The sequence below is a fragment of the Streptomyces sp. PKU-EA00015 genome (genome assembly GCF_013387495.1).
Taxonomy (GTDB): domain Bacteria; phylum Actinomycetota; class Actinomycetes; order Streptomycetales; family Streptomycetaceae; genus Streptomyces.
The window spans coordinates 61,372-88,063 of sequence record NZ_JABZEE010000005.1 but is presented as its reverse complement, the minus strand read 5'-3'; the positions used below and the strand labels follow the sequence as shown (position 1 = coordinate 88,063).

27 protein-coding genes and 2 pseudogenes are annotated in these 26,692 nt (G+C 71.6%); 14 read left to right on the top strand and 15 right to left on the bottom strand.

All coding sequences use genetic code 11. The features are described from left to right. Positions 1 to 26: 26 nt before the first annotated feature. Complete coding sequence (locus tag HW130_RS05320; protein ID WP_177148234.1) at positions 27 to 734, top strand: MBL fold metallo-hydrolase; 708 nt, start codon at positions 27 to 29, stop codon at positions 732 to 734. Here the strand turns inward: HW130_RS05320 and HW130_RS05315 are convergent. After that, positions 708 to 1,742 (bottom strand): NUDIX hydrolase, encoded by a 1,035-nt coding sequence (locus HW130_RS05315; RefSeq protein ID WP_177148233.1) that lies wholly within the window; start codon positions 1,740 to 1,742, stop codon positions 708 to 710. The genes HW130_RS05320 and HW130_RS05315 overlap by 27 nt on opposite strands. Positions 1,743 to 1,907: 165 nt before the next feature. Here HW130_RS05315 and HW130_RS05310 point away from each other — a divergent pair, with 165 nt between their 5' ends. Beyond that, positions 1,908 to 2,087 (top strand): hypothetical protein, encoded by a 180-nt coding sequence (locus tag HW130_RS05310; RefSeq protein WP_177148232.1) that lies wholly within the window; start codon positions 1,908 to 1,910, stop codon positions 2,085 to 2,087. 92 nt (positions 2,088 to 2,179) lie between these two features. Here HW130_RS05310 and HW130_RS05305 read toward each other — a convergent pair whose 3' ends face one another. Then, positions 2,180 to 3,154 (bottom strand): ROK family protein, encoded by a 975-nt coding sequence (locus HW130_RS05305; protein WP_177148231.1) that lies wholly within the window; start codon positions 3,152 to 3,154, stop codon positions 2,180 to 2,182. Positions 3,155 to 3,381: 227 nt separating this feature from the next. On the opposite strand from HW130_RS05305, the gene HW130_RS05300 reads away from it, so the two are divergent. Further along, on the top strand, positions 3,382 to 4,362 hold the full coding sequence (locus tag HW130_RS05300) for a LacI family DNA-binding transcriptional regulator (protein WP_177148230.1): 981 nt from the start codon (positions 3,382 to 3,384) through the stop codon (positions 4,360 to 4,362). Positions 4,363 to 4,450: 88 nt separating this feature from the next. On the opposite strand, the gene HW130_RS05295 is transcribed toward HW130_RS05300, so the two are convergent. The 5 genes from HW130_RS05295 to HW130_RS35675 form a co-directional block, all read right to left on the bottom strand. After that, complete coding sequence (locus HW130_RS05295) at positions 4,451 to 5,740, bottom strand: DUF6986 family protein (protein WP_177148229.1); 1,290 nt, start codon at positions 5,738 to 5,740, stop codon at positions 4,451 to 4,453. Between the two features lie 166 nt (positions 5,741 to 5,906). Further along, positions 5,907 to 6,869 (bottom strand): electron transfer flavoprotein subunit alpha/FixB family protein, encoded by a 963-nt coding sequence (locus HW130_RS05290; RefSeq protein ID WP_177148228.1) that lies wholly within the window; start codon positions 6,867 to 6,869, stop codon positions 5,907 to 5,909. Positions 6,870 to 6,925: 56 nt separating this feature from the next. Then, positions 6,926 to 7,711 (bottom strand): electron transfer flavoprotein subunit beta/FixA family protein, encoded by a 786-nt coding sequence (locus HW130_RS05285; RefSeq protein WP_177148227.1) that lies wholly within the window; start codon positions 7,709 to 7,711, stop codon positions 6,926 to 6,928. Positions 7,712 to 7,892: 181 nt separating this feature from the next. Further along, a complete protein-coding gene (locus tag HW130_RS05280; protein ID WP_177148226.1) occupies positions 7,893 to 8,495 on the bottom strand; it encodes a flavin reductase family protein in 603 nt (200 codons plus the stop codon). Between the two features lie 199 nt (positions 8,496 to 8,694). Next, positions 8,695 to 9,021, bottom strand: a complete 327-nt coding sequence (locus tag HW130_RS35675; protein WP_307716787.1) for a thioredoxin family protein — start codon at positions 9,019 to 9,021, stop codon at positions 8,695 to 8,697. A 245-nt stretch (positions 9,022 to 9,266) separates the two neighbouring features. Between HW130_RS35675 and HW130_RS05270 the strand changes: the two genes are divergently transcribed. Next, positions 9,267 to 9,989 (top strand): 1-acyl-sn-glycerol-3-phosphate acyltransferase, encoded by a 723-nt coding sequence (locus tag HW130_RS05270; protein ID WP_177148224.1) that lies wholly within the window; start codon positions 9,267 to 9,269, stop codon positions 9,987 to 9,989. Between the two features lie 19 nt (positions 9,990 to 10,008). Here the strand turns inward: HW130_RS05270 and HW130_RS05265 are convergent. From HW130_RS05265 to HW130_RS05245, 5 genes and pseudogenes are all read right to left on the bottom strand, one after another. Next, positions 10,009 to 10,702, bottom strand: a pseudogene (locus tag HW130_RS05265) (B3/4 domain-containing protein). A gap of 11 nt (positions 10,703 to 10,713) precedes the next feature. Continuing rightward, on the bottom strand, positions 10,714 to 11,316 hold the full coding sequence (locus HW130_RS05260; protein WP_177148223.1) for a transglutaminase family protein: 603 nt from the start codon (positions 11,314 to 11,316) through the stop codon (positions 10,714 to 10,716). Between the two features lie 75 nt (positions 11,317 to 11,391). After that, positions 11,392 to 12,471 carry a low specificity L-threonine aldolase gene (locus HW130_RS05255; protein WP_177148222.1) on the bottom strand — a complete coding sequence of 360 codons (1,080 nt, stop codon included), beginning with the start codon at positions 12,469 to 12,471 and terminating at the stop codon, positions 11,392 to 11,394. Continuing rightward, positions 12,450 to 13,205, bottom strand: a complete 756-nt coding sequence (locus HW130_RS05250; RefSeq protein WP_177148384.1) for an SDR family oxidoreductase — start codon at positions 13,203 to 13,205, stop codon at positions 12,450 to 12,452. The genes HW130_RS05255 and HW130_RS05250 overlap by 22 nt, the downstream gene beginning before the upstream one ends. Before the next feature lie 26 nt (positions 13,206 to 13,231). Continuing rightward, positions 13,232 to 14,626, bottom strand: coding sequence for a DUF6421 family protein (locus HW130_RS05245; protein WP_177148221.1), 1,395 nt, complete (start codon positions 14,624 to 14,626; stop codon positions 13,232 to 13,234). Between the two features lie 314 nt (positions 14,627 to 14,940). Here HW130_RS05245 and HW130_RS05240 point away from each other — a divergent pair, with 314 nt between their 5' ends. Further along, complete coding sequence (locus HW130_RS05240) at positions 14,941 to 15,624, top strand: glycerophosphodiester phosphodiesterase family protein (protein WP_177148220.1); 684 nt, start codon at positions 14,941 to 14,943, stop codon at positions 15,622 to 15,624. A 15-nt stretch (positions 15,625 to 15,639) separates the two neighbouring features. Here the strand turns inward: HW130_RS05240 and HW130_RS05235 are convergent, their stop codons facing one another. Beyond that, positions 15,640 to 16,194, bottom strand: a complete 555-nt coding sequence (locus HW130_RS05235; protein WP_177148219.1) for a GNAT family N-acetyltransferase — start codon at positions 16,192 to 16,194, stop codon at positions 15,640 to 15,642. 226 nt (positions 16,195 to 16,420) lie between these two features. Between HW130_RS05235 and HW130_RS05230 the strand changes: the two genes are divergently transcribed. From HW130_RS05230 to HW130_RS05215, 5 genes and pseudogenes are all read left to right on the top strand, one after another. Beyond that, a complete protein-coding gene (locus HW130_RS05230) occupies positions 16,421 to 16,975 on the top strand; it encodes a DUF5134 domain-containing protein (protein ID WP_177148218.1) in 555 nt (184 codons plus the stop codon). Between the two features lie 96 nt (positions 16,976 to 17,071). Further along, complete coding sequence (locus HW130_RS05225) at positions 17,072 to 18,007, top strand: M56 family metallopeptidase (RefSeq protein WP_177148217.1); 936 nt, start codon at positions 17,072 to 17,074, stop codon at positions 18,005 to 18,007. Between the two features lie 34 nt (positions 18,008 to 18,041). Then, a complete protein-coding gene (locus HW130_RS05220) occupies positions 18,042 to 18,740 on the top strand; it encodes a phosphatase PAP2 family protein (protein WP_177148216.1) in 699 nt (232 codons plus the stop codon). A 4-nt stretch (positions 18,741 to 18,744) separates the two neighbouring features. Beyond that, a pseudogene (locus HW130_RS35670) lies at positions 18,745 to 18,903 on the top strand (hydrolase); the annotation flags it as partial. A gap of 211 nt (positions 18,904 to 19,114) precedes the next feature. After that, positions 19,115 to 19,786, top strand: a complete 672-nt coding sequence (locus HW130_RS05215; protein WP_177148215.1) for a TetR/AcrR family transcriptional regulator — start codon at positions 19,115 to 19,117, stop codon at positions 19,784 to 19,786. Here HW130_RS05215 and HW130_RS05210 read toward each other — a convergent pair. After that, positions 19,753 to 21,273: an LVIVD repeat-containing protein gene (locus HW130_RS05210; protein ID WP_177148214.1), complete on the bottom strand. Its 1,521-nt coding sequence runs from the start codon at positions 21,271 to 21,273 to the stop codon at positions 19,753 to 19,755. The two genes, HW130_RS05215 and HW130_RS05210, sit on opposite strands and share 34 nt — an antisense overlap. Positions 21,274 to 21,450: 177 nt before the next feature. Between HW130_RS05210 and HW130_RS05205 the strand changes: the two genes are divergently transcribed. Together HW130_RS05205 and HW130_RS05200 are read left to right on the top strand one after the other, a co-directional pair. Next, positions 21,451 to 22,113: a DUF305 domain-containing protein gene (locus tag HW130_RS05205; protein WP_309140330.1), complete on the top strand. Its 663-nt coding sequence runs from the start codon at positions 21,451 to 21,453 to the stop codon at positions 22,111 to 22,113. Positions 22,114 to 22,212: 99 nt separating this feature from the next. Further along, positions 22,213 to 23,559, top strand: a complete 1,347-nt coding sequence (locus tag HW130_RS05200) for an FAD-dependent oxidoreductase (RefSeq protein ID WP_177148212.1) — start codon at positions 22,213 to 22,215, stop codon at positions 23,557 to 23,559. 127 nt (positions 23,560 to 23,686) lie between these two features. Here the strand turns inward: HW130_RS05200 and HW130_RS05195 are convergent, their stop codons facing one another. Continuing rightward, positions 23,687 to 24,037, bottom strand: a complete 351-nt coding sequence (locus tag HW130_RS05195; RefSeq protein ID WP_177148211.1) for a helix-turn-helix transcriptional regulator — start codon at positions 24,035 to 24,037, stop codon at positions 23,687 to 23,689. A gap of 204 nt (positions 24,038 to 24,241) precedes the next feature. Here HW130_RS05195 and HW130_RS05190 point away from each other — a divergent pair, with 204 nt between their 5' ends. Beyond that, complete coding sequence (locus HW130_RS05190; RefSeq protein ID WP_177148210.1) at positions 24,242 to 25,321, top strand: NADH:flavin oxidoreductase/NADH oxidase; 1,080 nt, start codon at positions 24,242 to 24,244, stop codon at positions 25,319 to 25,321. Between the two features lie 244 nt (positions 25,322 to 25,565). Continuing rightward, complete coding sequence (locus tag HW130_RS05185) at positions 25,566 to 26,651, top strand: exo-alpha-sialidase (RefSeq protein ID WP_177148209.1); 1,086 nt, start codon at positions 25,566 to 25,568, stop codon at positions 26,649 to 26,651. The last annotated feature ends 41 nt before the right edge of the window (positions 26,652 to 26,692 follow it).

Sequence of the window (26,692 nt, the reverse complement as noted above, 5' to 3'; positions counted from 1 at the left end):
CGTGCTCCTGTGCGTACGTTCGCCGCATGGACTTCATCCCGGTACTGCCACAGCTGCACATGTTCCGCTTCCCGATCGGCCAGGCCTACCTGTGGCGCGACGGCGACGAGCTGACGCTCGTCGACGCAGGCCACCGGGACGCCGCGCCGCTGATCGAGGAGGCGATACGGGGGGCGGGGCTCGATCCGGCGGCCCTGCGGCGGATCGTTCTGACGCACTGCCACCGCGACCACGTGGGCGCGGCCGGCGAACTGGCCGCGCGGTACGGGGCCGAGGTGCTGGCGCACCGCCTCGACGCCCCGGTCGTACGGGGCGATGCGCCCGTGCCCGAGCCCGTACTGCTGGACTGGGAGGTCCCGCTGTACGAGCACGGGCTCACGGTGCCGCCCGCGCCGCCGACCCGGGTGGACCGGGAGCTGGAGGACGGCGACGTACTGGACTTCGGCGGCGGTGCGCACGTGGTCCACTCCCCCGGTCACACCGACGGCTCGATCGGCATCCATCTGCCGCATCACAGCGTGCTGTTCACGGGTGACTGCGTGGCGGGGGTCGGGCAGGTGATGCTCGGGGTGTTCAACGTGGACCGGGCGACGGCACAGGTGTCGATGCGCCGGCTGGCCTCGCTCGCGCCGTCGGCGGTCTGCTTCGGCCACGGCGACCCGCTGACCGAGAACGCCACCGCGGCGCTGCTGGACGCGGCGGAGGCGTCAGCCGACGGGGATGCCGGCCTCTAGATTGAGCACGGTGCCGCGCTCGCGGGCGCGCAGCGCCCAGCGCAGCCGTTCGTAGCGCGCGGGCGGCAGCAGGTGCGCGGCCTCCTGCTCGCCCACGAACCGCCAGTCGCGCAGCTCCGGTCCGGGCAGGCGTATGCGTCGCTCGTCGCCGTCCGGGAGCCGGCCGCCGTCGAACAGGAGCCGCAGGCCGCCGAAGCGCGGCGCCCGCGGGGCCTCCCAGTCGACGACGAGCAGCCGTGGGACATCGGCCAGTTCGAGGCCGAGTTCCTCGGCGACCTCCCGCATCCCCGCCCGTGCCGGCGGCTCTCCCCGTTCGACGACTCCGCCGGGGAACTCCCATCCGGGCTTGTAGGTCGGGTCGACGAGCAGCACCCGGTCCTCGTCGTCGAAGAGGAGCACGCCCGCGGCGACGGTCTCCGCGGTTGGTTCGGGCGTCTGGACGATCTCGCAGGCGGCCGCGGCTCCGGAATGTACGGCCGCGGCGATGCGGCGGGCCGTTTCGTGCGGGTCGATGCGGCTGGTGTCGATCACGTGCGCGTCGGCGGTGATCCAGCCGAGTGCGGCGCGATAGGGCTCGATGCGGTCGTACGCCCACTGCCTGACGCGCTGGTCGCCGTCCGGGGTGTCGGGCACAGGCCGGCCCGCTATCCGTGCGCGCAGGATCGTTTCATCCGGGCTCAGCAGCACATGGTGGACGGGGATGCGCCGGGCGGCGAGCCCGCCGAACACCTCGTCGCGGTACTCCTGACGCAGCAGGGTCATCGGCACGACCAGCACCCCGCCCAGCTCGGCGAGGAGCGCGGCCGCGGTGTCCACGACGAGCCGCCGCCAGATGGGAAGGTCCTGGAAGTCGCCGACGTCGTCGAGACGCTTCTGCGGCAGCACGTACCGCAGGCCGGCGCCGACGAGCTCGGGGTCGAACAGGGTGCTGTTGGGGATCAGATCGATCAGTTCGCGTGCGGCAGTCGTCTTGCCCGCTCCGAACGCACCGTTGATCCAGACGATCACGGGTCCCCCTCTTCCGTAGCCCACAGTGGCTTGCCCGCATCACCCTGCCACGGAAACCCCCGGCCGGAACCGGTTGGCTGATCGGGGACGGAACTGTGGCCGGGCCGTTGCCCGTGACACCTGTCGAGGACCGTCGTTGGAGCGGAAGAGACAAGGGGGTGCGCGATGCGCCGCACTGTTTTGGAGAAGTTCCCCGCAGGAGATCCGCGGGGCAGCTGGGCCGCCGAGGAGTACGCACGGCACCGCCGGGACGAGGGGCTGGCGGCTGAGGTGGTGATGGACCTGGAGTCGGACGCGTTCCTGGTGGTCGTCCCTCAACAGCAGCACGCAGACCGCGCCTGGTGAGCGTCCCGGGGGCGTTGCGCCCCCCAGGGTTCGTCCGGCTCCGGCGGTCAACCACGCCCGAGAAGTCGTGCCGGACGCAGGGGGGCGTCCAGCTACACGGGGCCGGCCGCGCCCGAGTGCGTCACCCGGTCCGCCGCCCGCCCGAGGGTGAGCGCCGCAGCCGCCGCGCCCACGAGACCGGCGTCCGTGCCCATCCGTGCCGGCGCCACCGTCAGGCGCTGCACGAACGACAGCGTCGCGTAGTCGCGCAAGGCACGGCGCAGCGGCGTGAAGAGCACGTTCCCCGCGCCCGCGACACCGCCGCCGATGACGGCGATGTCGATCTCCACCAGCGTCGCGGTGGCGGCGATCCCGGCGGCGAGTGCCTGGGCGGCGCGCTCGAACGAGGCGGTCGCGACCGGGTCGCCGGCGCGCGCCGCCTCGGCCACGGCGGCGGCCGTCGCCTCGCCGTCGGCACCGGGACGCCAGCCGTTCTCCACGGCCCGGCGGGCGATGTTGGGCCCGCTGGCTATCCGCTCCACGCAGCCGCGCGCCCCGCACGGGCAGGCGTCGCCGTCCAGATCGACGCTGATGTGACCGATGTGCCCGGCGTTGCCCGTGGGGCCCGCGTGCAGACGGCCGTTGAGCACCAGACCGCCGCCGACGCCGGTCGAGACGACCATGCACAGTGCGTTGTCGTATCCCCGGGCCGCGCCCAGCCAGTGCTCGGCCGCCGTCATCGCGACGCCGTCGCCGACGAGCTCGACGGGCAGCCCGCCGACGGCCCGTGACACCCTCTCGACCAGCGGGAAGTCGCGCCAGCCAGGGACGTTGACCGGGCTGACCGTACCGGCCGAGCGGTCCACCGGCCCCGCGCTGCCGATGCCGACCGCCCGTACGCCCGCCCACAGCGGCGACGCCGTGAGCTCGGCGAGGACGCCCTCCACCGCGCGCATCACCGCGTCACCGCTCTCCCGGGCCGGCGTGGGGCGCTGCGTACGCAGCAGGAGAGCGCCACCCCCGTCGACCAACGCGCCGGCGATCTTGGTACCGCCGATGTCGAGAGCGGCGACGAGGCTGGTATGCATCGGTGTGCGATCCCCCGGGGAGACTGTCGGACCTGCGGATTCGATGACAGTCTCCATTGCCCTGACAACGTTGTCCAGGCCCTATGCCCGACGCCACACCATCCCATACCATCGAACGCGACCGCCTGCCGTCGGACAGAAAGCTCACCGTGGCCGATACGACTCGTCCCCCGCAGCCGCCGGGAAGCCCTCGAGGCCCCGAGCCCCGCTACGGAAATCGGCCGACGATGAAAGACGTCGCAGCACGCGCGGGAGTGGGTCTCAAGACCGTCTCGCGGGTGGTCAACGGCGAACCGGGCGTCACGCCCGACACCGAGCGACGGGTGCAGGAGGCCATCGAGTCGCTGGGCTTCCGCCGCAACGACAGTGCGCGGGTGCTGCGGAAGGGCCGCACCGCGTCCATCGGCCTGGTGCTGGAGGACCTCGCCGACCCGTTCTACGGGCCGCTCAGCCGGGCTGTGGAGGAGGTGGCCCGGGCGCACGGCGCCCTGCTGATCAACGGCTCCAGCGCCGAGGACCCCGACCGCGAGCAGGAGTTGGCACTCGCACTGTGCGCGCGCCGGGTGGACGGGCTCATCGTGATCCCCGCGGGTCACGACCACCGCTACCTGGAGCCGGAGATCAAGGCGGGCGTGGCCACGGTGTTCGTCGACCGTCCGGCCGGCCGTATCGAGGCGGACACGGTGATGTCCGACAGCTTCGGCGGAGCACGCGCGGGCGTGGCGCATCTGATCGCACACGGCCACCGGCGCATCGCCTTCATCGGTGACCAGCCGCGCATCCACACCGCGGTCGAGCGACTGCGCGGCTATCGCGCGGCGATGGAGGACGCGGGTCTGGAGATCGACGACTCCTGGGTCTCGCTGGGCTCCACGGCGCCGGAGCGGGTCCGGGACGCGGTGACGTCGATACTGGAGGCCCCCGAGCCGGTCACCGCCGTCTTCGCGGGCAACAACCGGGTCACGGTGACGGTCGTCCGGCTCCTCGCCGGACGCGAGGAGCCGGTCGCACTGGTCGGCTTCGACGACATCGAGCTCGCCGACCTGCTCGGCATCACGGTCATAGCCCAGGACGCGGCCGCTCTGGGCCGTACGGCGGCGGAGCGGCTGTTCCGCAGGCTGGACGGAGTGAACGAGGAGCCGGCACAGGTGACGCTGGACACCGTCCTGATCCCGCGCGGCTCCGGGGAGATTCCCCCGCCGGCCTGAACCAGCGTCACGGCTCGGGGGAATCCCGCGGGATGCGACGGTGACGGCGCACAGCGTGAGGGGGCAGCGGTGGGCCCGGTGCAGCCTGTTACTCGGCTGTGGCCGTCAACTCCCCGCGCCGGGGGGCCGCGAAGCCGTCGAGGTCGGCGCGCGTGAGACCGGTCAGCCGGGCGACTTCCGCGGTGTCGAGGGCGCCGCAGTCGATGCCGCGCAGCAGGTAGGAGCTGAGGGCCTTGGCGGTGGCGGGCTCGTCCATGACGTCGCCGCCCGCGTGGGTGGCGTAGGCGGACAGTCGCGCCGCGGCCTGCTCGAAGCCCTCGCGGTAGAAGGCGAAGACGGCGGCGTAGCGGGTGGGCAGGTGACCGGGGTGCATGTCCCAGCCCTGGTAGTACGCGCGGGCGAGGGCGCGGCGGGTGAGGCCGTAGTGCAGGCGCCAGGCGTCGTGGACCTTCTCGGTGGAACCGACGGGCAGGACGTTGGTGGAGCCGTCGGACACTCGTACGCCGGTCCCGGCCGCGGCGACCTGCATGACGGCCTTGGCGTGGTCGGCCGCGGGGTGGTCGCTGGCCTGGTGGGCGGCGCTGACACCGAGACAGGCGCTGTAGTCGAAGGTGCCGTAGTGCAGACCGGTGGCCCGTCCCTCAGCGGCGTCGATCATGCGCGCGACGGTGGCGGTGCCGTCGGGGCCGAGGATGGACTGGCTGGTCTCGATCTGGATCTCGAAGCCGATGCGACCGCTCTCCAGGCCGCGGGCCTTCTCGAACTCCTCGACGAGCCGCACCATCGCGGACACCTGCTCGGTGTACGTGACCTTGGGCAGGGTGAGGACGAGCCCGTCGGGCAGGCCGCCGGCCTCCATCAGGCCGGTGAGGAAGATGTCGAGGGTGCGGATGCCCCGGTCGCGTACGGCGGCCTCCATGCACTTCATGCGGATGCCCATGTACGGCGCGGCGGCGCCCTTCGCGTAGGCCTCCGAGATCAGCCGGGCGGCGCGTGCGGCGTCGGCGTCCTCGTCCCGGCCCCCGTAGCCGTCCTCGAAGTCGACGCGCAGGTCCTCGATCGGCTCGCGCTCCAGCTTGGCCCGTACACGCGTGTACACCGGCTCGGCCAGTTCGTCGCTCAGGCCGAGGACGCGGGCGAAGCCGGCGGCGTCGGGGGCGTGCTCGTCGAGCGCCGCCAGGGCGGCGGCGCCCCATGTGCGGACGGTGTCGGCGGCGAAGACGTCGCCGGGGACGTAGACGGTGTGGACGGGCTGGCGGGTGCCGGGGTCTCCCGGGTACCGGCGGGCGAGCTCCGCGTCCACCGTCGCCAGGGAGGCGCTGATGCCCTCGCTGACCGCGCCGGCGAGGCTCGTCGCCACCTTCTCCTGCTGACCCATTCCCACACCCTCCGCAGATCCCTGTGTCCGTGTTTTCCGCTTCACGGAATCAACATTCTGTTGAATGAAGTTAACGGGAGCCGTGATCTGCGTCAATGGTCCGCCACAACGGGCAGGGGCCGCGCGGTGGAGATCACCACGCGGCCCCTGCCCGGACGATGTGCGGTCAGCCCTTGCGGGACTTGACCTCATCGGTCAGCTGCGGGACGACGTCGAACAGGTCGCCGACCACGCCGTAGTCGACCAGGTCGAAGATCGGGGCCTCGGCGTCCTTGTTGATCGCCACGATCGTCTTCGAGGTCTGCATACCGGCCCGGTGCTGGATCGCGCCCGAGATACCGGAGGCGATGTACAGCTGCGGGGAGACCGACTTGCCGGTCTGGCCGACCTGGTTGGTGTGCGGGTACCAGCCGGCGTCCACCGCGGCACGCGAGGCGCCGACCGCCGCGCCGAGGGAGTCGGCGAGCGCCTCGATGACCGCGAAGTTCTCCGCGCCGTTGACGCCACGGCCACCGGAGACCACGATCGCGGCCTCGGTCAGCTCCGGACGGCCGGTCGACTCACGCGGGGTGCGCGCGGTGACCTTGGTGCCGGTCGCCTTCTCGGAGAACGACACGGACAGGGTCTCGACGGTGCCGGCGGCCGGGGCGGCCTCCACGGCGGCGCTGTTGGGCTTGACCGTGATGACCGGGGTGCCCTTGGTGATGCGGGACTTGGTGGTGAACGAGGCGGCGAACGCCGACTGGGTGGCGACCGGACCCTCGTCGCCGGCCTCCAGGTCGACGGCGTCGGTGATGATGCCGGAGCCGATACGGACCGCGAGACGGGCCGCGATCTCCTTGCCCTCGGCGGACGACGGGACGAGCACGGCGGCCGGGGAGACGGCCTCGTACGCGGCCTGCAGCGCGTCCACCTTCGGCACCACCAGGTACTCGGTGAACTCGGGCGCGTCGGCGGTCAGCACCTTGACCGCACCGTGCTCGGCGAGCGCGGCGGCGGTGTTCTCGGCACCGGAGCCGAGGGCGACGGCGACGGGCTCGCCGATGCGGCGGGCGAGCGTCAGCAGCTCAAGGGTGGGCTTGCGGACGGCACCGTCCACGTGGTCGACGTAGACGAGAACTTCAGCCATGGGACTTCTTCTCTCCTGCTTGCGAAGTATGAAGGGGGCGGTTGGTGGCCGAAGCCTTAGATGAACTTCTGGCTCGCGAGGAACTCCGCGAGCTGCTTGCCGCCCTCGCCCTCGTCCTTGACGATCGTGCCCGCGGTGCGGGCCGGACGCTCCGCGGCCGAGTCGACCGCGGTCCAGGCACCCTCGAGACCGACCTCGTCGGCGTCGATCTCCAGGTCCTCCAGGTCCCAGGACTCCACCGGCTTCTTCTTCGCGGCCATGATGCCCTTGAAGGACGGGTAACGCGCCTCGCCCGACTGGTCCGTCACCGACACGACGGCCGGCAGCGACGCCTCGAGCTGCTCGGACGCGGTGTCGCCGTCGCGACGGCCCTTCACAAGACCGCCCTCTACCGAGACCTCGGAGAGCAGGGTGACCTGCGGGACGCCCAGACGCTCGGCCAGCAGCGCCGGAACGACACCCATCGTGCCGTCCGTGGAGGCCATACCGGCGATCACCAGGTCGAAGCCGGCCTTCTCGATCGCCTTCGCCAGCACCAGCGAGGTGCCCATCACGTCGGTGCCGTGCAGGTCGTCGTCCTCGACGTGGATCGCCTTGTCGGCGCCCATCGACAGGGCCTTGCGCAGCGCGTCCTTGGCGTCCTCCGGACCGACGGTCAGCACGGTGACCTCGGCCTCGTCGGCGTCCTCCGCGATCTGCAGCGCCTGCTCGACCGCGTACTCATCCAGCTCCGACAGCAGGCCGTCGACGTCGTCGCGGTCGACGGTCAGGTCATCGGCGAAGTGCCGGTCGCCGGTGGCGTCGGGCACGTACTTCACACAGACAACGATCCTCAGGCTCACGCCGGCTCTCCTACTGCATCGTCTCTACTGGACTGCCTTGTGAACGCAGCATAGGCGTCCGATGGGGCGGATCCCGGTCGGGGCGGGCCGCGCTCCGATCGAAATATTACTCGTCAGTACAGCGGTGTTGTTCCCGCTAAGCAAGCGCTTTGCACTGTGACCTTGACAACGGCGTGCCAGGTCAGTCGCGCAGCGCCTTGAAGCGGCCCTGGTGGTACAGCAGCGGACGACCGCCGCCGGCCGGGTCCCCGGTCACGACCTCGGCGATCACGAGGCGATGATCTCCCGCGGGCACGCGTGCCACCACCCGGGCGACCAGCCACGCCACCACTCCCTCGAGGACGGGCACGCCCTCGGGACCGGTGCGCCAGCAGGTGGGCAGGGCGAAACGGTCCGCGCCGCTGCGGGCGAAGGTGGCGGCCAGCTCCTGCTGGTGCTCGCCGAGTATGTGGACGCCGACGTACTCCGCCTCGGCGACCACCGGCCAGCTGGAGGATCCGGTGCCCACCCCGAAGGAGATCAGCGGCGGGTCGGCGGCCACGGAGGTGAGCGAGGTGGCGGTGAAGCCGACGGGACGCTCCCCCTGCGCGGTGATCACCGCGACGCCGGCGGCGTGCTGACGGAAGGCCGACTTCAGCAGCTCGTCGGCGGCGGGCGAGGCGGCACGCACGCCGGCCGGCGACTGCTGCGTGCCCACGAGGCCGGCAGCGGACCCGGGCCGTTGCGCGGCGAGGGCGGAGGAGGAGGTCAGGGGTGGGGTGCCGAGATCGGTCGGGGCCGTCATCGAGGATTCCTTCTGCATGGGTGCGAACTAGGCGGCTGCGGCGTCGAGGTCAACCGGACAGCGCGCGCTCGCGTGACGGACGAGGTCCACATGGACACGCCCGAAGAGAAGGAGTACTGGAGGCACAGACGTCAGCCTGACGACAGTTGCCCTGTGCAGTCAAGTGCGCACGGGAATGTGCGACCGGGCTCACGGCGCGTCACACGGCCCTTCCGAGTGCGGCGATGACGTCGGCCTTGCGGGGTGCCCCGGAGGCCTGGGTGACGACACGCCCGGCGGAGTCGAGCACCAGGACGGTCGGTGTCGTGCGGATGCCCAGTTCCCGCACGAGTGCGAGCCGCTCCTCGGCGTCGATCTCGATGTGCGCGACACCGTCGACCATGCCCGCGACGTCCGACAACGTACGGCGCGTGGCGCGGCAGGGCTGGCAGAAGGCGGTCGAGAACTGGACGAGCGTCGCCCGCCGCCCGAGCCCCGTTCCCAGCTCCGCCGCGCCGAGCCGTCGTTCCGGATCGTGAGCGCGCACTTCGGTACACCTCCGTCGAGTCGTCGGCCCCTGTAGCGTTCGCAGGAAGGCAATGATTCCCCGCGACGGGCGTGAACGGGCGGCGACGGGGGTCCGGACGTGATGAGAATCTCGCCTGTACCGGGCCCCAGGGCTGGTCAGTACGCGACACATGGGGGACGATCGCCCCAATGCCGAAAACCTACGGCTGCGTAACTTCCAACCGGGAGAACCCTCCCCGGGCATGACGAAAGGGTCCCCTCCAGATGGCAGAGCTCGTCTATCGGCCGGTCGTCGGCGCCGCCCTCACGATGTTCAAGGCGCTCGACCTGAAGATCGACACTCAGGGATCCGAGAACATTCCGCGTTCTGGGGGTGCCGTCCTGGTCAGCAACCACATCAGCTACCTGGACTTCATCTTCGCCGGGCTCGCCGCGCTGCCGCAGAAGCGCCTGGTCCGCTTCATGGCCAAGGACTCGGTCTTCCGCCACAAGGTCTCCGGACCGCTGATGCGCGGGATGAAGCACATCCCGGTGGACCGCAAGCAGGGTGAGGCCGCCTACGCGCACGCGCTGCACTCGCTGCGCTCGGGCGAGGTCGTGGGCGTCTTCCCGGAGGCGACGATCTCCCAGTCGTTCACGCTGAAGTCCTTCAAGTCGGGCGCCGTACGCCTGGCACAGGAGGCCGGCGTGCCGCTGATCCCGGTGGCGCTGTGGGGGACGCAGCGACTGTGGACCAAGGGCCGTCCGCGGAACTTCAAGCGCTCGCACATCCCGGTGACGATCCGGGTCGGCGAGCCCATGGAGGCGCCGACGGACCAGTACGCGGGTGCCCTCACGCGGCGGCTGCGCGAGCGTGTGCAGGAGCTGCTGGAGGCGGCCCAGCGCGCGTACCCGGTACGCCCCAGGGACGCGGGCGACACGTGGTGGGTCCCCGCCCACCTCGGGGGCACCGCACCGACGCCCGCCGAGGTCCGCGAGGCCAGCTGAGGCCCGGGCCCCAAGGGTCCTACCGCGGGGCGTGGACCGTGACCCGCGCCCCGGGGCTCAGCTTCTCCAGACCCTCGGCGAGTTCGGCGGCTGCCGCCGCGAGCTCACCGCCGGTCGCCGGGGCCATGCCCTCCAGCAGGAACAGCGCGTTCACCGTGTCCTCGGTGAGCCGGGTGCGAACGCCCTGGCGCCAGTTCCAGCGGCGGCAGGTGACACCCTCCTCGTCGCACCAGACGACCTCGCCCGCGTCGGGGTGCTCCACGCTCTCCTCGCCGCCCGCGACGGTGACGAACGGCTCCTCGCCCGTGGGCCCGAACGAGGCGCATGCCGCCGACGATGCGGTCGGTGTCCTCGCCGCCCACCGGGATCAGATGGGCGACGCTGATCGCGTTGTAGAGATCGACCAGCGCGTTGATGCGGGGCAGTCCGCCGTCGGCGAGCGCCCGCCGGGCCAGCGCCTCGGCCGAGTTGCGGGTGCGCGAGGGCTTGGCGCCGAAGGCGGTGTACGCCTCGCGCCAGGCCGCCATGTGCGCGTCCTCGTGCGGCGCGCGGCCGTCGAGACGGGCGGCGAGCCGGCCGGCCGCGTCGTCCAGCAGCGCCGAACTGCCGTCGTTGCTCGGGCCGTTCGCGAGGCCGTGCGCCTCGACGGCGACGTGGACGAAGCCGGGCGCGAGGGCGCGCACCTCGTCCGAGACGGTGAGGGAGAGTGCCATGTGTCCGCCGTTCAGATGTCCGTGGGCAGCGTGCGCCACAGGGCCGGCCGGTCGGGTGCCGTCTGCAGGGCCGTGAGGACCGCCGGATGTGGTGCAGCAAAGAGTATCGGATAGTCCACTTCACTGCACTCGGGTCGTACGGGCCACGCCAGCCGCTCCCCGCTCGTCGAGAACTGCGCGTCGACGACCCCTGGGATGTTGCCGCGCGGGTCCTGGCGCATCCAGCCCGATGCGCCGGGCAGGTGGATCGCGACCAGACCGTGGATCATCGGGTTCGAGCCGTCGTCGTCCGTGAGGCGCTGGTAGCACAGGGCCGTGGGGATGCCTTCGGCACGCAGCAGCGCGGCGAGCGCGTGGGCCTTCGCGTGGCAGATTCCGGTGCCCAGCGCGAGCACGTCCGAAGCCCGCCAGGTGACCCGCGTGTCGCCGCTGTCCACGGAATGGGGAATGGCGTCGCGGACCAATTCGTACGCCGCCTTGGCGAATGAGTATGCGTCGGAGCGATCGGCGCGCAGCTGCGCAGCGGTTTCCCGGACGAGCGGATGGCCGTGGTCGATGGCGGCGTCTGCGGCGAGGTACGCCGAGAGTTCGGGGACCTGCTGGATCAGTTCCATGACGACCGAGCGTAAGAGCGCGGCCGACCGGAAACCAATGTTTTTCCGGTCGGCCGCATTCTTATGCGATTCCCTCTAGCGCGCCATCTCTTCCTTCAGCGCCTGGACGAACGTGTCGACGTCGTCCTCGGTGGTGTCGAAGGAGCACATCCAGCGGACGTCCCCGGCCGCCTCGTCCCAGAAGTAGAACCGGAAGCGCTCCTGCAGCCGCCGGGTCACGTCCTGCGGGAGCCGCGCGAAGACGGCGTTGGCCTCGACGGCGTAGAGGATCTCCACGCCGTCGACGGTGCGCACACCCGCGGCGAGCCGCTGCGCCATCTCGTTGGCGTGGCGGGCGTTGCGCAGCCACAGGTCCTTGGCGAGCAGCGCCTCGAACTGCACGGAGAGGAAACGCATCTTGGAGGCGAGCTGCATCGACATCTTGCGCAGATGCTTCATGTGGCTGACCGCGTCCGGGTTGAGGACGACGACCGCCTCGCCGAAGAGCATGCCGTTCTTGGTGCCGCCGAAGGTGAGCACGTCGACGCCGACCGCGTTGGTGAAGGTCCGCATCGGGACGTCCAGCGAGGCGGCCGCGTTGGCTATCCGCGCGCCGTCGAGGTGGACCTTCATGCCGAGGCCGTGCGCGTGCTCGACGACGGCGCGGATCTCGTCCACGGTGTACACGGTGCCCAGCTCGGTGTTCTGGGTGATCGAGACGACCTGGGGCATCGCCCGGTGCTCGTCCTCCCAACCCCAGGCCTGCCGGTCGATCAGCTCGGGGGTGAGCTTGCCGTCCGGGGTCGGCACGGTGAGCAGCTTGAGCCCGCCCATCCGCTCCGGCGCCCCGCCCTCGTCCACGTTGATGTGCGCTGTCTCCGCGCAGACCACCGCGCCCCAGCGGTCCGTGAGCGCCTGCAGGGCGGTCACATTGGCACCGGTGCCGTTGAACACGGGGAACGCCTCGGCGGTCGGCCCGAAGTGGCTGTGCATGACCCGCTGGAGGTGCTCGGTGTACTGGTCCTCGCCGTAGGAGACCTGGTGGCCGCCGTTGGCGAGGGTGAGCGCCGCGAGCACCTCCGGGTGGGCGCCCGCGTAGTTGTCACTGGCGAACCCGCGGACGGACGGGTCGTGGTGACGACGGGCGTCGGTCTTCAGGGTTTGGGGGTCAGCCACAGACGCTGTCCATTCAGTTCCTCGGCGGGCCGGTCCCAGACTCCGGCGATGGCCTCTGCCAGCTCCGTCACGTCGGTGAAGCCCGCGAACTTCGCATTCGGGCGCTCGGCGCGCATCGCGTCGTGCACCAGTGCCTTGACGACCAGGATGGCAGCCGCTGCCGCCGGGCCCTGATCGCCCCCCGCCTTGCGGAAGGAGTCGGCGACGGCGAGCGTCCACGCCTCGGCGGCGGCCTTGGCGGCGGCGTAGGCGGCGTTGCCGGCGGTGGGCTTGGTGGCTCCCGCGGCGCTGATGAGCACATAGCGGCCGCGGTCGCTGCGCAGCAGTCCGTCGTGGAAGGCCAGCGAGGTGTGCTGGACCGTGCGGATCAGCAGCTTCTCGAGCAGGGCCCAGTCGGCCGGGTCGCTCTCGGTGAAGCCGGCGCTGCCGCGCCAGCCGCCGACGAGGTGCACCAGCCCGTCGACCCGGCCGAACTCCTTCTCGGTCTTGTCCGCCCACGCCTTGGCGGCGTTCAGGTCGAGCAGGTCGACGGTGTCGCCGATGACCGTGGCACCGCCGTGCGCGTACCGCGCGGCGTCGACGGCCTGGGCGAGACGCTCGGCGTCGGCGTCGGAGGCGACGACGGTCGCGCCGGCCTCGGCCAGCCTCAGCAGGGTGGCCCGTCCGGCTGGGCCGGCCGCACCGGCCACCGCCACGACCGCGCCTTCGAGCGCGCCGTTGCCGTTCCCGTTCATGGTGGTCGCCTCCTGGATGCGAGAGCTCACGCGGCCGCTCCGGCCGAAGCAGCGGTGATCCCCTTGGTGGAGGCGATCACGTTCTTCAGCTTCTTGGAGAGCGCCTCATAGAACATGCTCAGCGGAAACTCGTCCGGAAGCACGTCGTCCACCAGTTTGCGCGGAGGCTGGGACAGGTCCAGGGCGTCGGGGCCCTTGGCCCAGCGGGAGCCCGGGTGCGGGGCGAGGTAGGTGGAGACCAGCTCGTACGCGGCGAACCAGTGGACCAGCTTCGGGCGGTCGATGCCGTCGCGGTAGAGCTGCTCGATCTCGGCGCACAGCTGGTTCGTGACCTGCGGCGCCCGCTCCCAGTCGATCTTGAGGGTGTTGTCGGTCCAGCGCACCACGTCGTGCTTGTGGAGGTACGCGAACAGGAGCTGGCCGCCGAGACCGTCGTAGTTGCGCGTCCGGTCACCCGTGACAGGGAAGCGGAACATGCGGTCGAAGAGGACGGCGTACTGGACGTCGCGGCCGTGCCGGCTGCCCTCCGCCTCCAGCCTGACGGCCTCCTTGAACGCGGTGAGGTCGCAGCGCAACTCCTCCAGGCCGTACATCCAGAACGGCTGGCGCTGCTTGATCATGAACGGGTCGAACGGCAGGTCGCCGTGGCTGTGGGTGCGGTCGTGGACCATGTCCCACAGCACGAACGCCTGCTCGCAGCGCTTCTGGTCGCCGACCATCTCGCGGATGTCGTCCGGCAGCTCCAGGCCCAGGATGCGCACGGCCGCCTCGGTCACGACACGGAAGCGCGCGGCCTCGCGGTCGCAGAAGATGCCGCCCCAGGTGAAGCGCTCGGGGGCCTCGCGGACGGCGATGGTCTCCGGGAAGAGGACGGCCGAGTTGGTGTCGTAGCCGGCGGTGAAGTCCTCGAAGGTGATGCCGCAGAAGAGCGGGTTGTCGTAGCGGGTGCGCTCCAGCTCGGCGAGCCACTCGGGCCAGACCATGCGCAGGACCACCGCTTCGAGGTTGCGGTCCGGGTTGCCGTTCTGCGTGTACATCGGGAAGACGACGAGGTGCTGCAGTCCGTCCTCGCGGGCGGCGGCCGGGTGGAAGGCGAGCAGCGAGTCCAGGAAGTCCGGGACGGTGAAGCCGTCCTTCACCCACTTGCGCAGGTCGGCGACGAGGGCCCGGTGGTAGGCGTCGTCGTGCGGGAGCAGCGGGGAAAGGTCCTCCACCGCGCCGATGACCTGCTCGACGGCGGCCTCGGCGTCGGAGCGGGCGGGGGCGCCCTCTGCGTCGAAGTCGATGGATCCGTCCTTGGACTGCCAGGGGCGGATCTCTTCGACGGCATTCTTGAGCACCGGCCAGCTCGGGTGGTCGACCACCCGCCCGGCGTGAGATATGCCCTTGTCGGCCATGTCCTGCACAAGAATTTCCGTCATGTCACTTCCTTCACGGGAGAACCTCGCGTCAAGACACCGTATCGGTGCGGCGTTCCTCCATACAAGAGGAGGCATCGGAAATTATCCTGCCACACCCCCATGATCGCAGAAGTTTTTGCGGTGAGTGGCGGGTGTCACGGACAGTCCGCGACTTCGGGCGACACGCGGACGGGCAGCTTCCGGACACCCCGTGCGAGAACGGTCCCCTGTGCGGGAGGGGCCGTTAGGCTGCGTCCTTACCCGCGTGCGCCCCCACCGCGTGGGCGAGCGGGGGCCGGGCCGCGGGAGCCGCCGTCGACGGAAGCGAGAGAATCTTGACTTTCCTCACCATCGGTCATCGCGGGGTCATGGGCGTCGAGCCGGAGAACACCCTGCGCTCCTTCGTTCGCGCCGAGCAGTGCGGCATGGACGCCATCGAACTGGACCTGCATCTGACCAAGGACGGCGCGCTGGCCGTCATGCACGACGCCGACGTGGACCGCACGACCGACGGGAACGGCCCGATCGCCGAGAAGACCCTCGCGGAGCTGCGTCAGCTCGACGCGGGCATGGGGGAGCGCGTGCCCGTCTTCGAGGAGGTCCTCGACGCGGTGCGCTCGCCGCTGCAGGCGGAGATCAAGGACGTGGCGGCGGCGCGCGCGCTGGCCGAGGTGATGAAGCGCCGCGACCTGGTGCCCCGGGTGGAGGTCTCGTCCTTCCACGACGACGCCGTCGCGGAGATCGCCACTCTGGTGCCGGGCGTGCGGACGGTGCTGATCGCCAGCCGGTGGGAAGCGGACATCGTGGACCGGGGGAAGGCGGTGGGCGCCGCGTCGCTCGCGCTGAACATCCGCAGGCTCACGCTGGAGACCGTCGAGCGTGCCCACAGCGCGGGGCTGGGAGTGATCGGCTGGGTGGTCAACACCCAGGAGCACCTGCGGCTGGTGCGCGCCCTCGAACTGGACGGCGCGACCACCGACTTCCCCGAGATCCGCCGCACCGGGCGGTTCACCGCGTGACGGAGCCGGCTCCGATCAGCCGGTGAGGTCCTTCACCAGCAGCTCGAAGACCAGATCGTCGCGCTGCGGGATCCCGAACCGCTCGTCGCCGTACGGGAACGGGCTCAGCTGTCCCGTACGGCGGTAGCCGCGGCGCTCGTACCAGGCGATAAGCTCCTCGCGGAGGCTGATCACCGTCATGTGCATCTCCCGCACCCCCCAGGTCTCGCGCGCGCTGCGCTCCGCCTCGGCGATCACCCGGCGGCCGAGGCCCCCGCCCTGGAGATCGGGACGCACGGCGAACATGCCGAAGTAGGCGGCGTCGCCGCGGTGTTCGAGCTGGCAGCAGGCGAGCGGCTCGCCGTCGCGCTCGACCACCATCAGCCGGCTCCCGGGCGCGCGGATCACCGCGAGGACGCCCTCGGGGTCCGTTCGCTGACCGTGCAGGAGGTCGGCCTCGGTGGTCCAGCCCGTACGGCTGCTCTCCCCGCGGTACGCCGACTCGATCAGCGGGACGAGCACCGGGACGTCGTCCGCCACCGCGTCACGGTAGGTGAGCTCACCGGAATCGCGGGGCGGTGCGGTGTCCATGGGCGGCTCCGTTTCGACCGGGTGCGGGCACGGCGAGGCGCCGGCGGCACGAGGGGGTACGCGTGGCACGAGGGTAACGCGCCCAACGGCGGCCGATGCAGCCCTGGTCACTTGGTGGGCTCCCCCGCCCGCGCCCCTGACGCGCTCCCCTGTACTCCTGTGCGCTCGCGTACGTCCTGTGCCTGCGGGCATGCACCCTTCGACGCCGTCGAAGGGGGAGAGGCGCGTGCACGGACCGATGACGTCCGGATTGCTGCTCATGGCGCTGTGCGCCGCGACCGGGGCGTACTGCCTGCTGCGGATGCGCAGTTGCACAGGTGACTCGCGTAAGGCGGCCGGAGGCGAGGCGCTGATGGGCTTCGGCATGGCGGCGATGGCCGTGCCCGCTGCCGTGCTCACGCTTCCGTCCTGGCACTGGGTGGTGTACGCCGTGGTGTTCGGCGCCGCGGCCCTGCGCGCGATATGGGCGCTGCCCAGCCGCCGCCACCACGTGCACCATCTCGTGGCCTGCCTGGCGATGATCTACATGGCGGCGACGATGGCCGGGCCCGGCGGCGCGCACGCGTCCCACGCCCGCACGGGAGTCCCTGTGCTGACTACCGCGCTCGTCGTGTATTTCGCGGGGTACGTGCTGCGCGCCGGCCTGCGCCTCGTCCCGGTCGCGGCCCCCGCCGGAAGCCCCGGTCCGGCGGCGCCGGCCTGGGGCGCCCCCCCGGAGCTTGCCCTGGCCTGCAGAATCTCGATGGCAATGGCGATGCTGGCGATGCTTCTGACCCTGTGAGCCGCCTCGGACGGTCCGCCGTTCAAACCGTGGCGTGCATCACTTGACCCGCAGGGCCATACCGGCAGGTAGCCTCGCGCTCATAGGCTGGATTCCATGATGGTCTCACTCGCGCTGCTTCTGCTCGGGGTACTGGCCGCCGTCGTCGCCCCACGACTCGTGTCACGCGGCGACTGGGCAGAGCGCGAGCCCGTCGTCGCGTTGTGGGTGTGGCAGTGCGTGGTCGCCGCCGTGCTCCTCTCCTTCGCCCTGTCCATGGTCCTCAGTGCCGCCGCGGCCTGGCAGCTGGTTCGCGGCCATGTCTTCGCCCCGGCTCCGCACGGCGTCGTCGAGGCCTACGCCCTGCGCGCGAACGAGCCCTGGTCCGCCGTGCTGGCGGTTCTCCTCGCCTGCGGCGGGCTGTGGACCGCGACGATGCTCACAAGTGAGGTGCTGCGGGCTCACGCCCGGCGCCGCCGGCGGCACCGGGAGCTCCTGGTGCGTTCGCCCCTGCTGCCCGGCGAGGAGCCGGGCGACGAGCCGCTGGTGGTCCTGGAGGGCGAGCGGCCGGACGCCTGGTGGCTCCCGGGCGCGGCACCCCAACTGGTCATCACCACCGCGGCGTTGCTCAGACTGAAGGGCCGTCAGCTGGATGCGGTGCTGGCGCACGAGCAGGGGCACGCCCGGGCCCGGCACGACTGGCTGCTGCACTGTTCCGCCGCGCTGGCCAACGGCTTCCCGCAGATCCCGGTGTTCGCCGCGTTCCGCGACGAGATGCACCGGCTGGTCGAGCTGGCCGCGGACGATGTCGCCTCGCGGCGGTTCGGGCGGCTGACGATCGCCATGGCGCTGGTCGAACTGAACGAGGACCGCGGTGTCTTCGGCCCCTGCCCCACGCCAGGCGCACAGCTCCCGCAGCGGGTGAACCGGCTGCTGACCCCCGTGCCGCGGTTCACCGCCGGCCGCCGGCTTCAGCTGACGGCGGCCGCGGCGCTGGTGCCCGTCGTCCCGCTGATCGTGGCATTCGTCCCGGGACTGCGCGCGCTGGGATAGCCGGACCGCACGTCAAGGGGCCAGGATCGGGTGCATGACCCTCTCGCGCCCGCTGCCCCCGGCCCCCTCCCCGGCCCGTCGTCCGGCCCCGCGCATGACCGCGGCGGCCCGTACGGGAACGGTCTGCCTGGCCCTGACGGCCGTGCTGACCGTGTTAGTCGTCCTGCCCTGGTCCCCGCTGCTCGCCTTCGACCGCGACGTCGCGGAGGCGCTGCACAGCACCGCGGTCGCCGAACCGGGGCTCACCCGCGTCAACCGGGTGCTGACGGACTGGGTGTGGGACCCGTGGACGATGCGCCTGCTGGCCGCCACGGCGACCGTGTGGCTCTGGCTGCGGGGCGAACGGCTCCTCGCGGTGTGGGTGGCCGCCGCGAGCGCCCTGGCTGCGGCCGTCCAGCAGTCGCTGAAGGCGATGGCGGACCGGGAACGTCCGCAATGGCCCGACCCGGTGGACTCCGCGCAGTACGCGGCGTTCCCCTCCGGTCACGCGATGACGGCGGCGGTCACCTGCGGGCTGCTCCTGTGGCTGGCCCGGCGCTACGGAGCGTCGGGGGCCGGCTGGGCGTGGGGAGTCGCGCTCGCCGTCGTGAGCGTCGCCGGTGTGGGCCTCACGCGCGTGTATCTGGGCGTCCACTGGCCCTCCGACGTGGTCGCCGGATGGCTGCTGGGGGCGGCCGTGGTGACCCTGACGACGGTCTCGTACCACAGGGCGGTCCTGTCGCGGCGTCGCTGAACCGGAGGCGCTCGGCCGGGACCCGCACGACGCCCTGAGGGTGGGCGACCGCCCGCAGGCCGACGGCGGCGCCGCGGCCGTCGGGTGCGCGGTGCGCTTCGTGGACCACCTGCCGGTGGACGAGCGGCCCGACGGGCCGCGCCCGGTGCTCGAGCTGGTCGGCCGGGACCGCCGGGCGGCCGGGCCACCCGGTCGGCGACGCGAGCGGAGCACACTGAAGACAGCCGACAGAACCGGGCGAAGAGCCACCCGGACCGGACGATCCCCCGCGTCGCCCGGTCCAGGCACCACACCCGCCGACCAGCCCCCGCTGGGCCTGGAGGCGGGACGCGCTGAGTATATTGGCTCCGAGCCAGTCAACGCAGGAGTCCAGGATGTCCCCGCGGAGCGCAGAGGTCAATGAAGAACTTCGTCGGCGTTCGCGCGAGCGGCTGCTGCAGGCGACGGTGGAGCTGGTCGACGAGCGAGGATTCGAGGCGACGACGCTCGGCGACATCGCCGACCGGGCGGGCTCGGCCCGCGGTCTCGTCTCGTACTACTTCCCCGGCAAGCAGCAGCTGCTGCAGTCCGCGGTGCACCGGCTCATGCACCGCACGCTGGAGACCGCGCTCGAACGCGAGCCGCGCACCGAGGACGGGCAGGAGCGCCTGGCGCGCGCCGTCGACGCGATCCTGTGTCTCGCGGTCGAGCATCCGAGGCTGATGCGTACGCACATGGCGGGGATCCTGCAGGCCGAGGGGTTCGTGCAGTGCCCCGAGCAGCAGCGGCTCGCCGCCCTGCTGCGCGACACGGTGGAACGGTACGGCTCCACGGACGTGGACACCGACTATCCGCTGCTGCGCGCCCTGCTGATGGGCGCGGTGTTCGCCGTGCTGCTGCCGGGCGCGCCCATGCCTCTCGCACGGCTGCGCGCCGAGCTGTTCCAGCGCTACGGGCTGGACTGGGAGCTCGGCGTTCCGCCGGGCCCGCGCGGACCCGGCGGAACGTCTCGTCCTGCCCCGGCCGTCCCGGGTCAGTCGTCGGAGCTCTCGAAGTCCTCGAAGTAGTCCGGCTGCGTCTGCACGTTGAGCTCGTGCATCCGCACCCGCGCGCCGGCGTCGGTGCGCCGGTCGTCGATCCTCAGGACGTCGAGGCCCTTGGCCATGTCGTTGGAGTAGATGTAGCCGTTGTAGTAGTACGCCGACCAGGAGCCGGCGACGACGAGGTTGCCCGTGCTGACCGGGCCGCGCTCGAAGTACGCGATCTCCTCGGCCCGGTCGGCGTCGGTGAAGTCCACCACCGAGACGCCGCCCTGGTACCAGGCCTGGACCATGATGTCGCGGCCCTTGACCGGGATCAGCGAGGCGTTGTGCGCCACGCAGTTCTCGGTGTCGGCCTGGTGGCGGTCGATCTTGAAGTAGCTGCGGAAGACCAGCTTGCGCCCGTCGCCCTTGCCGGTGATGTCGTAGATGCCGTCGGCGCCGCGGTTCGGGCCGACCCGGGTGTTGCAGGTGGCCGCTACGCCGCCGCCCAGCTCGTCGGCGAAGACGACCCTGTTCGCCTTCTGGTTGAAGGTGGCCGAGTGCCAGAAGGAGAAGTTCACGTTGTCCTGGACACGGTCGATGACCCTCGGGTTCTGCGGGTCCTCGATGTCGAACAGGATGCCGTCGCCCATGCAGGCGCCGGCGGCGAGGTCCTTGGCAGGCAGCACGGTGATGTCGTGGCAGCCGGTGGTCTTGGAGACGCCCGGGTTGGTGGGCCCGCCCGGATTGCCGCCCCCGTCGGGGCCCTCACCGGGGAACAGCACGGGGAAGTTCACGACGGCTGCCTGCTCGGGAGCCTTGCGGGGCACCTTGATGACGGAGATGCCGTCGTGCGGCGGCCGGCAGTCGGGGAACGCGGCGTTCGGCGCGTAGGACGACACGTAGACGTAGACGTTCCTGCGCTCGGGAACGAGGGTGTGGGTGTGCGAGCCGCAGGCGGTCTCGACGGCGGCGACGTACTTCGGGTTGCGCTTGTCGCTGATGTCGAAGATCTTCATGCCCTCCCACGACGACTTCTCCGTGGCCGGCTGCGAGGTGCTGTTGCAGGAGTTGTCGCTGCGCGAGGAGTCGGTGGACAGGAAGAGCAGATCACCGGAGACGCTGATGTCGTTCTGCGATCCGGGACACAGCACCTGGGCCACGGACTTCGGCGACCTGGGGTCGCTGATGTCGAAGATGCGGAATCCGTCGTAGTTGCCGGCGAAGGCATACGAGCCCTGGAACGCGAGGTCCGAGTTGGTCCCCTTGATCGCGTCCTTGGGGATGTTGCTCACGTGCTCGATGTTGTCGCTGTGGACGATCTCGTCCACACCGGGGATCTCACCGCTCGCGATGGCGGACCGGGTCCCGGCCGCCTGGCTCGACGAGACCTTGCCCCCGGCCGGAGCGTCTCCCGGGTCGGGGATCGCGACGGCCGGTCCCGCGGTCAGCAGCGCGGTCAGCAGACCGGCGGCGGCCGCCGCCGCGCCGAGACGTCTGCGCCGCACTCCGGTGGTGTGCAACGGGGTCACTGCGTCCTCCCTTGTCGCCAGTTCTTGGCGGAACGGTTCACGGACCCCGGCAGTATCTTCCTTTGCATGCACATCTCAACAGATGGCAACAGACATGTCATGAAGGATTTTGATCGACTCGCCGCGCGTCCACGCAAGTACGCTCCTCGAACACCCCAAGTGCCCCAGGAGGTCGCCGTGTTGAATCCCCGCAGATCCGCGCGCACTCGAACCTCGTTCAGGGCCGCGGCGGTTGCCGCCGCCGCGCTCGTCCTCGCGGCCTGCGACGCGGACTCCGGCACCCGCGCCGAGGCGGGCGCGGACAAGGGAGCGCCGGTCGTCGCGCCCGGGAAGCCGGGAGAGCCGGCGAAGACCCTGTCCGCCGAGGAGGCCGCGAAGGCCGTGCCGGACGACAGTCCCAACGCCGCCGACTTCCGCTATGCACACATGATGATCAAGCACCACGAGCAGGCACTGGAGATGACCTCGCTGGCCGAGGGCCGAGCGGGCTCCCAGCGCATCGAGCGGCTCGCCGGCCGCATCGCCGCCGCGCAGGAGCCCGAGGTGGGGGCGATGCGGGCGTGGCTGGAGACGCACGGTGGGGACTCGGCAGGCGCCCACGAGCACGACCACGCCTCCATGCCGGGTATGGCCACCGACGCCCAGCTGGACCGGCTGCGCCATGCCGAGGGGACGGCCTTCGACGAGCTCTTCCTCAGGCTGATGATCACCCACCACCAGGGGGCGCTCACCATGGCGGCCGATGTCCTGTCGAACGGCAACAACGTCGCGGTGGAGGAGATGGCGAACGACGTGATCGCGCAGCAGACGAGCGAGATCGGCCGGATGCGAGCGCTGTGAGCTGCCGCGGCGCGGCGCCGCGACGACACTCGGCCGGGAGGCTCCCCAGTCGCGCACACGGGTGCGATGCTGGAATCCCCTGCGGGAAGGAGCGCAGTCGTGCTTCGTGTCGCCGTCGTCGGATCGGGCCCCAGCGGGGTCTACGCCGCGCAGTCCCTCGTCCAGCAGTCCGTCGTGCCCGACGTCCGGGTGCACATCCTGGACCGTCTTCCCTGCCCGTACGGACTCGTGCGCTACGGGGTCGCCCCCGACCACGAGAAGATCAAGTCGCTGCAGAACAACCTGCGGTCCGTGCTGGAGGACGAGCGCATCGACTTCCTCGGCAACATCGAGGTCGGGGCGCACGGCCTGACGCCGGCGCGGCTCCTGGAGCTGTACCACGCCGTCGTCTACTGCGTGGGGGCGGCGCGGGACCGCAGACTCGGCATTCCCGGTGAGGACCTGCCCGGCAGTCACTCCGCCACCGACTTCGTCTCCTGGTACAGCGCCCACCCCGACGCGGTGACCGGCGGATTCCCGCTCGGCGGGCCGTCGGCCGTCGTGATCGGGGTCGGCAACGTGGCCGTCGACGTGGCCCGCATCCTCGCCCGGGGCGCGGACGAACTGCGGCCCACGGACGTGCCCGAGCCGGCGCTCGAGGCGCTTGCGGCGAGCGGTGTGCGCGAGGTGCACATGGTGGGCAGGCGCGGTCCGTCCGGCGCGAAGTTCACCACCAAGGAGCTGCGGGAACTGGGCGCGCTCCCCGGGGCCGACGTGCTGGTCGAGCCGGCGGACCTCGCCCTGGAGACGGCGTACGCCGATCCCGAGGCCGTGCCCGCCGTCGTCCGCCGCAACCTCATGGTCGTACGGGAATGGGCCGACCGGCGTCCCACGGGCAGGGCCCGGCGGATCCATGTGCGGTTCTTCCTGCGCCCGGTCGAGGTGCTGGAGCGCGGCGGGCGGGCCGCGGGGGTCCGCTTCGAGCGCACGGCGCCCGACGGGCGGGGCGGGGTGCGGGGCACGGGCGCGTACGAGGACATCGAGGCGCAGCTGGTGCTGCGGGCGGTGGGCTACCGGGGTGTGCCGACGGACGGCCTCCCGTTCGACACGGATCGCGGCATCGTGCCGAACGCGGCCGGGCGCGTGCTCAGGGGCGGCGTGCCCTCTCCCGGCGAGTACGTGGCGGGGTGGATCAAGCGGGGACCGACGGGCGTCATCGGCACGAACCGGCCGTGCGCCAAGGAGACCGTCACCTCGCTGCTGGAGGACGCGGCGCGCCTGGCCGCCAGGCCGGTCGCGGCCGATCCGGTCGCGGAGCTGCGCGCGGCCGGGCACCGTCCGGTCGCCTGGCCGGGCTGGCTGGCCATCGAGTCGGCCGAGGAGGCACTGGGCCGCACGCTGGGTCGCCGCTCGGTCAAGATCGCGGACTGGCAGGGCCTGCTGACAGCCGCGGACGGGGCGGACTGAGGCGGCACGGGGCGCCGTCGGCCCAGTCGGCGGCAGGCGGTGCCGCCTGCCCCGGGCCACGCCGGCGTGTCACGGGGTGCCGCTGAAGGCCGGGCGGCGGCCGTCGGGCCCGCCGGGGCCCTGCCGCTCAGCGTGCGCCGAGGCGTTCGTCCTGGCCCTCGGCCGCGGCGAGCACGCTGTCGAGCAGACCCGGGAAAAGGGCCTCCAGGTCGTCCCGGCGCAGGCAGTTGAGCTTGGCGGTGCCGCGGTAGACCTGCTGGATCACGCCGCTCTCGCGCAGCACCCGGAAGTGGTGCGTGGTCGTCGACTTGGTGACGGGCAGGTCGAAGTACGAACAGGAGAGCTCGTCGTGGGTGGTCGCCAGCGCCCGGACCACCCGCATGCGCATGGGGTCGGAGAGTGCGTGGAGCACGTTCTCCAGCCGGATCTCGTCCCGCGCGGGGTGATCGAGAACTCGGGCGCTGCTCACGCTGGTCACGGTGGCTCCGCTTCGTCCGGGGTTCGTCCGGTGGGCTTCGTACGGCAGGGGGCGCGGCCGCTGCGGCTCACCCCGGACTCCATTGTACGAGAGGTATCGTAGTTTGACACTTCCCGTACTACGATGGGTATCGTACGAAGCGTGACGGGGTCCCGCCCCTCGATTCCGTGCCCCGGTTCCGTCCTGTCTGAAATGGAGTCCCCTGTGAGCTCGCTGTTCCAGCCCTACACCCTGCGCTCGCTGACCATCCCCAACCGCGCCTGGATGGCGCCGATGTGCCAGTACAGCGCGGAGGTCTTCGGCCCGAACGCGGGCGTCGCGGGCGACTGGCACCTCACCCACTACGCGGCGCGCGCCGCCGGCGGCACCGGCCTGATCCTCGTCGAGGCGACCGCGGTCAGCCCCGAGGGCCGGATCAGCCCCGCGGACCTCGGCATCTGGAACGACACGCAGGTGGCGGCGTTCCGGCGCATCACCCGCTTCCTCAAGAGCCAGAACACCGTTCCGGGCGTCCAGCTCGCCCATGCCGGCCGCAAGGCCTCGACCGACCGGCCCTGGAAGGGCGGCGCGCCGCTCGGAGCCGACGAGCACGGCTGGCAGCCGCTCGGCCCCAGCCCGGTCCCCTTCGACGACGGGCACCCCGTGCCCGACGAGCTGACGCGGGAAGGCATCGCCGAGATCGTCGGCCAGTTCGCGGACGCGGCCCGCCGCGCGCTCGACGCCGGGTTCGAGATCGCCGAGGTCCACGGCGCGCACGGCTACCTGATCGGCGAGTTCCTCTCGCCGCACAGCAACCGCCGCACCGACGAGTACGGCGGCTCCTTCGACAACCGGGTCCGCTTCGCGCTCGAGGTCGTCGACGCCGTGCGCGCGGTGTGGCCGGAGGAACTGCCCCTCTTCTTCCGCATCTCGGCCACCGACTGGCTGGAGGAGCACGGCTGGACGGTCGACGACACCGTCCGCCTCGCCGCTCTCCTCAAGGAGCACGGCGTCGACCTGCTCGACGTCTCCTCCGGCGGCAATGCCGCGCGCGTCCGCATCCCCGCCGGCCCCGGCTACCAGGTGCCCTTCGCCGCGCGGGTCAGGGCGGAGACCGGGCTGCCGGTCGCCGCGGTCGGTCTGATCACCGAGGCCGAGCAGGCCGAGAAGATCCTCTCCAACGGCGAGGCGGACGCCGTGCTGCTCGGCCGCGAGCTGCTGCGCAACCCGTCGTGGGCGCGGCACGCGGCCCGCACGCTGGGCGCCGAGGTCCACGTGCCGCAGCAGTACCACCGCTCCGTCTGATCCGTCCGTCCTTGCGGACACCGCCCTCGGGGCCTTTGACGCCGGCCCCCGGGAGATCTCTCCCGGGGGGCCGGAGTGTGTGCGCGGGGTCCACCCGCGTGCACCGATGAGTTTCGCCGGCCGGTCCGGTCCGTACTGCTGTCACGGGCCGACGTGCGCACGGACCGCATCGCAGGACGTTGTCAGTGGTCGGGTGCAGACTGGCCCGTATCCGAGACAACGGCGTCCTGGAGGGATATCGGCCATGACCGATGTACTGCTCACCGTAGGCACTCGCAAAGGGCTCTTCATCGGCCGCAGGAGGGGCGGTGCATGGGAGTTCGACGGCCCCCACTTCAATGCGCAGGCCGTCTACTCGGTCGGCATCGACACGCGCAGAGCGGTGCCGCGGCTGCTCGTCGGCGGCGACAGCGCGCACTGGGGCCCGTCCGTCTTCCACTCCGACGATCTCGGCAGGACCTGGGTCGAGCCGAAGAAGCCGGCGGTGAAGTTCCCCAAGGACACCGGCGCCTCGCTGGAGCGGGTGTGGCAGCTCCACCCGGCGTCCGACGCGGCACCGGACGTGGTCTACGCGGGCACCGAGCCCGCCGCGCTGTTCCGTTCCGAGGACGGCGGCGAGACCTTCGAGCTCATCAGGCCGCTGTGGGAGCACCCGACCCGCTCGCAGTGGGTGCCGGGCGGCGGCGGTGAAGGTCTGCACACGGTGGTGACGGACCGCCGCGACCCCGACGCGGTCACGGTCGCGGTGTCGACGGCCGGCGTGTTCCGCACCCGCGACGGAGGAGCGAGCTGGGCGCCCTCCAACCAGGGGGTGTCGGCCGTCTTCCTGCCCGATCCGAACCCGGAGTTCGGGCAGTGCGTGCACAAGATCGCCCAGGACGCCGTGAACCTGGACCGTCTCTACCTGCAGAACCACTGGGGCGTCTACCGCAGCGACGACGCCGGGGGCACGTGGACCGACATCGGCGCCGGACTGCCGTCAGACTTCGGTTTCGCGGTGGCCGCGCACCGGCACCGCGCCGACACCGCGTACGTCTTCCCGATCACCGCCGACTCCGACCGCGTCCCGGCCGGCCGGCGCTGCCGGGTCTACCGGACCGGGGACGCGGGCGGGAGCTGGGAGGCGCTGTCGGCGGGTCTGCCCGAGGGCGACCACTTCGGGACGGTGCTGCGCGACGCGATGTGCACGGACGACGCGGACCCCGCCGGCGTGTACTTCGGCAACCGCAACGGCGAGGTGTACGCGAGTGCGGACGACGGCGACTCCTGGCAGCAACTCGCCTCGCATCTCCCGGACGTGCTGTGCGTGCGGGCGGCGGTGATGCGCTGACGGGGGCCGGTCACGGACGGCGGCCCACGGCCACCGGGGGA

Coding starts and splice junctions, on each gene's coding strand:
- HW130_RS05235 (WP_177148219.1), bottom strand. CDS start 16,194: ATGGACACCGCACCGCCCCGCGATTCCGGTGAGCTCACCTACCGTGAC.
- HW130_RS05225 (WP_177148217.1), top strand. CDS start 17,072: ATGATGGTCTCACTCGCGCTGCTTCTGCTCGGGGTACTGGCCGCCGTC.
- HW130_RS05280 (WP_177148226.1), bottom strand. CDS start 8,495: ATGACGGCCCCGACCGATCTCGGCACCCCACCCCTGACCTCCTCCTCC.
- HW130_RS05310 (WP_177148232.1), top strand. CDS start 1,908: ATGCGCCGCACTGTTTTGGAGAAGTTCCCCGCAGGAGATCCGCGGGGC.
- HW130_RS05250 (WP_177148384.1), bottom strand. CDS start 13,205: ATGAACGGGAACGGCAACGGCGCGCTCGAAGGCGCGGTCGTGGCGGTG.
- HW130_RS05290 (WP_177148228.1), bottom strand. CDS start 6,869: ATGGCTGAAGTTCTCGTCTACGTCGACCACGTGGACGGTGCCGTCCGC.
- HW130_RS05220 (WP_177148216.1), top strand. CDS start 18,042: ATGACCCTCTCGCGCCCGCTGCCCCCGGCCCCCTCCCCGGCCCGTCGT.
- HW130_RS05305 (WP_177148231.1), bottom strand. CDS start 3,154: ATGCATACCAGCCTCGTCGCCGCTCTCGACATCGGCGGTACCAAGATC.
- HW130_RS05185 (WP_177148209.1), top strand. CDS start 25,566: ATGACCGATGTACTGCTCACCGTAGGCACTCGCAAAGGGCTCTTCATC.
- HW130_RS05260 (WP_177148223.1), bottom strand. CDS start 11,316: ATGGAACTGATCCAGCAGGTCCCCGAACTCTCGGCGTACCTCGCCGCA.
- HW130_RS05215 (WP_177148215.1), top strand. CDS start 19,115: ATGTCCCCGCGGAGCGCAGAGGTCAATGAAGAACTTCGTCGGCGTTCG.
- HW130_RS05300 (WP_177148230.1), top strand. CDS start 3,382: ATGAAAGACGTCGCAGCACGCGCGGGAGTGGGTCTCAAGACCGTCTCG.
- HW130_RS05295 (WP_177148229.1), bottom strand. CDS start 5,740: ATGGGTCAGCAGGAGAAGGTGGCGACGAGCCTCGCCGGCGCGGTCAGC.
- HW130_RS05245 (WP_177148221.1), bottom strand. CDS start 14,626: ATGACGGAAATTCTTGTGCAGGACATGGCCGACAAGGGCATATCTCAC.
- HW130_RS05270 (WP_177148224.1), top strand. CDS start 9,267: ATGGCAGAGCTCGTCTATCGGCCGGTCGTCGGCGCCGCCCTCACGATG.
- HW130_RS05320 (WP_177148234.1), top strand. CDS start 27: ATGGACTTCATCCCGGTACTGCCACAGCTGCACATGTTCCGCTTCCCG.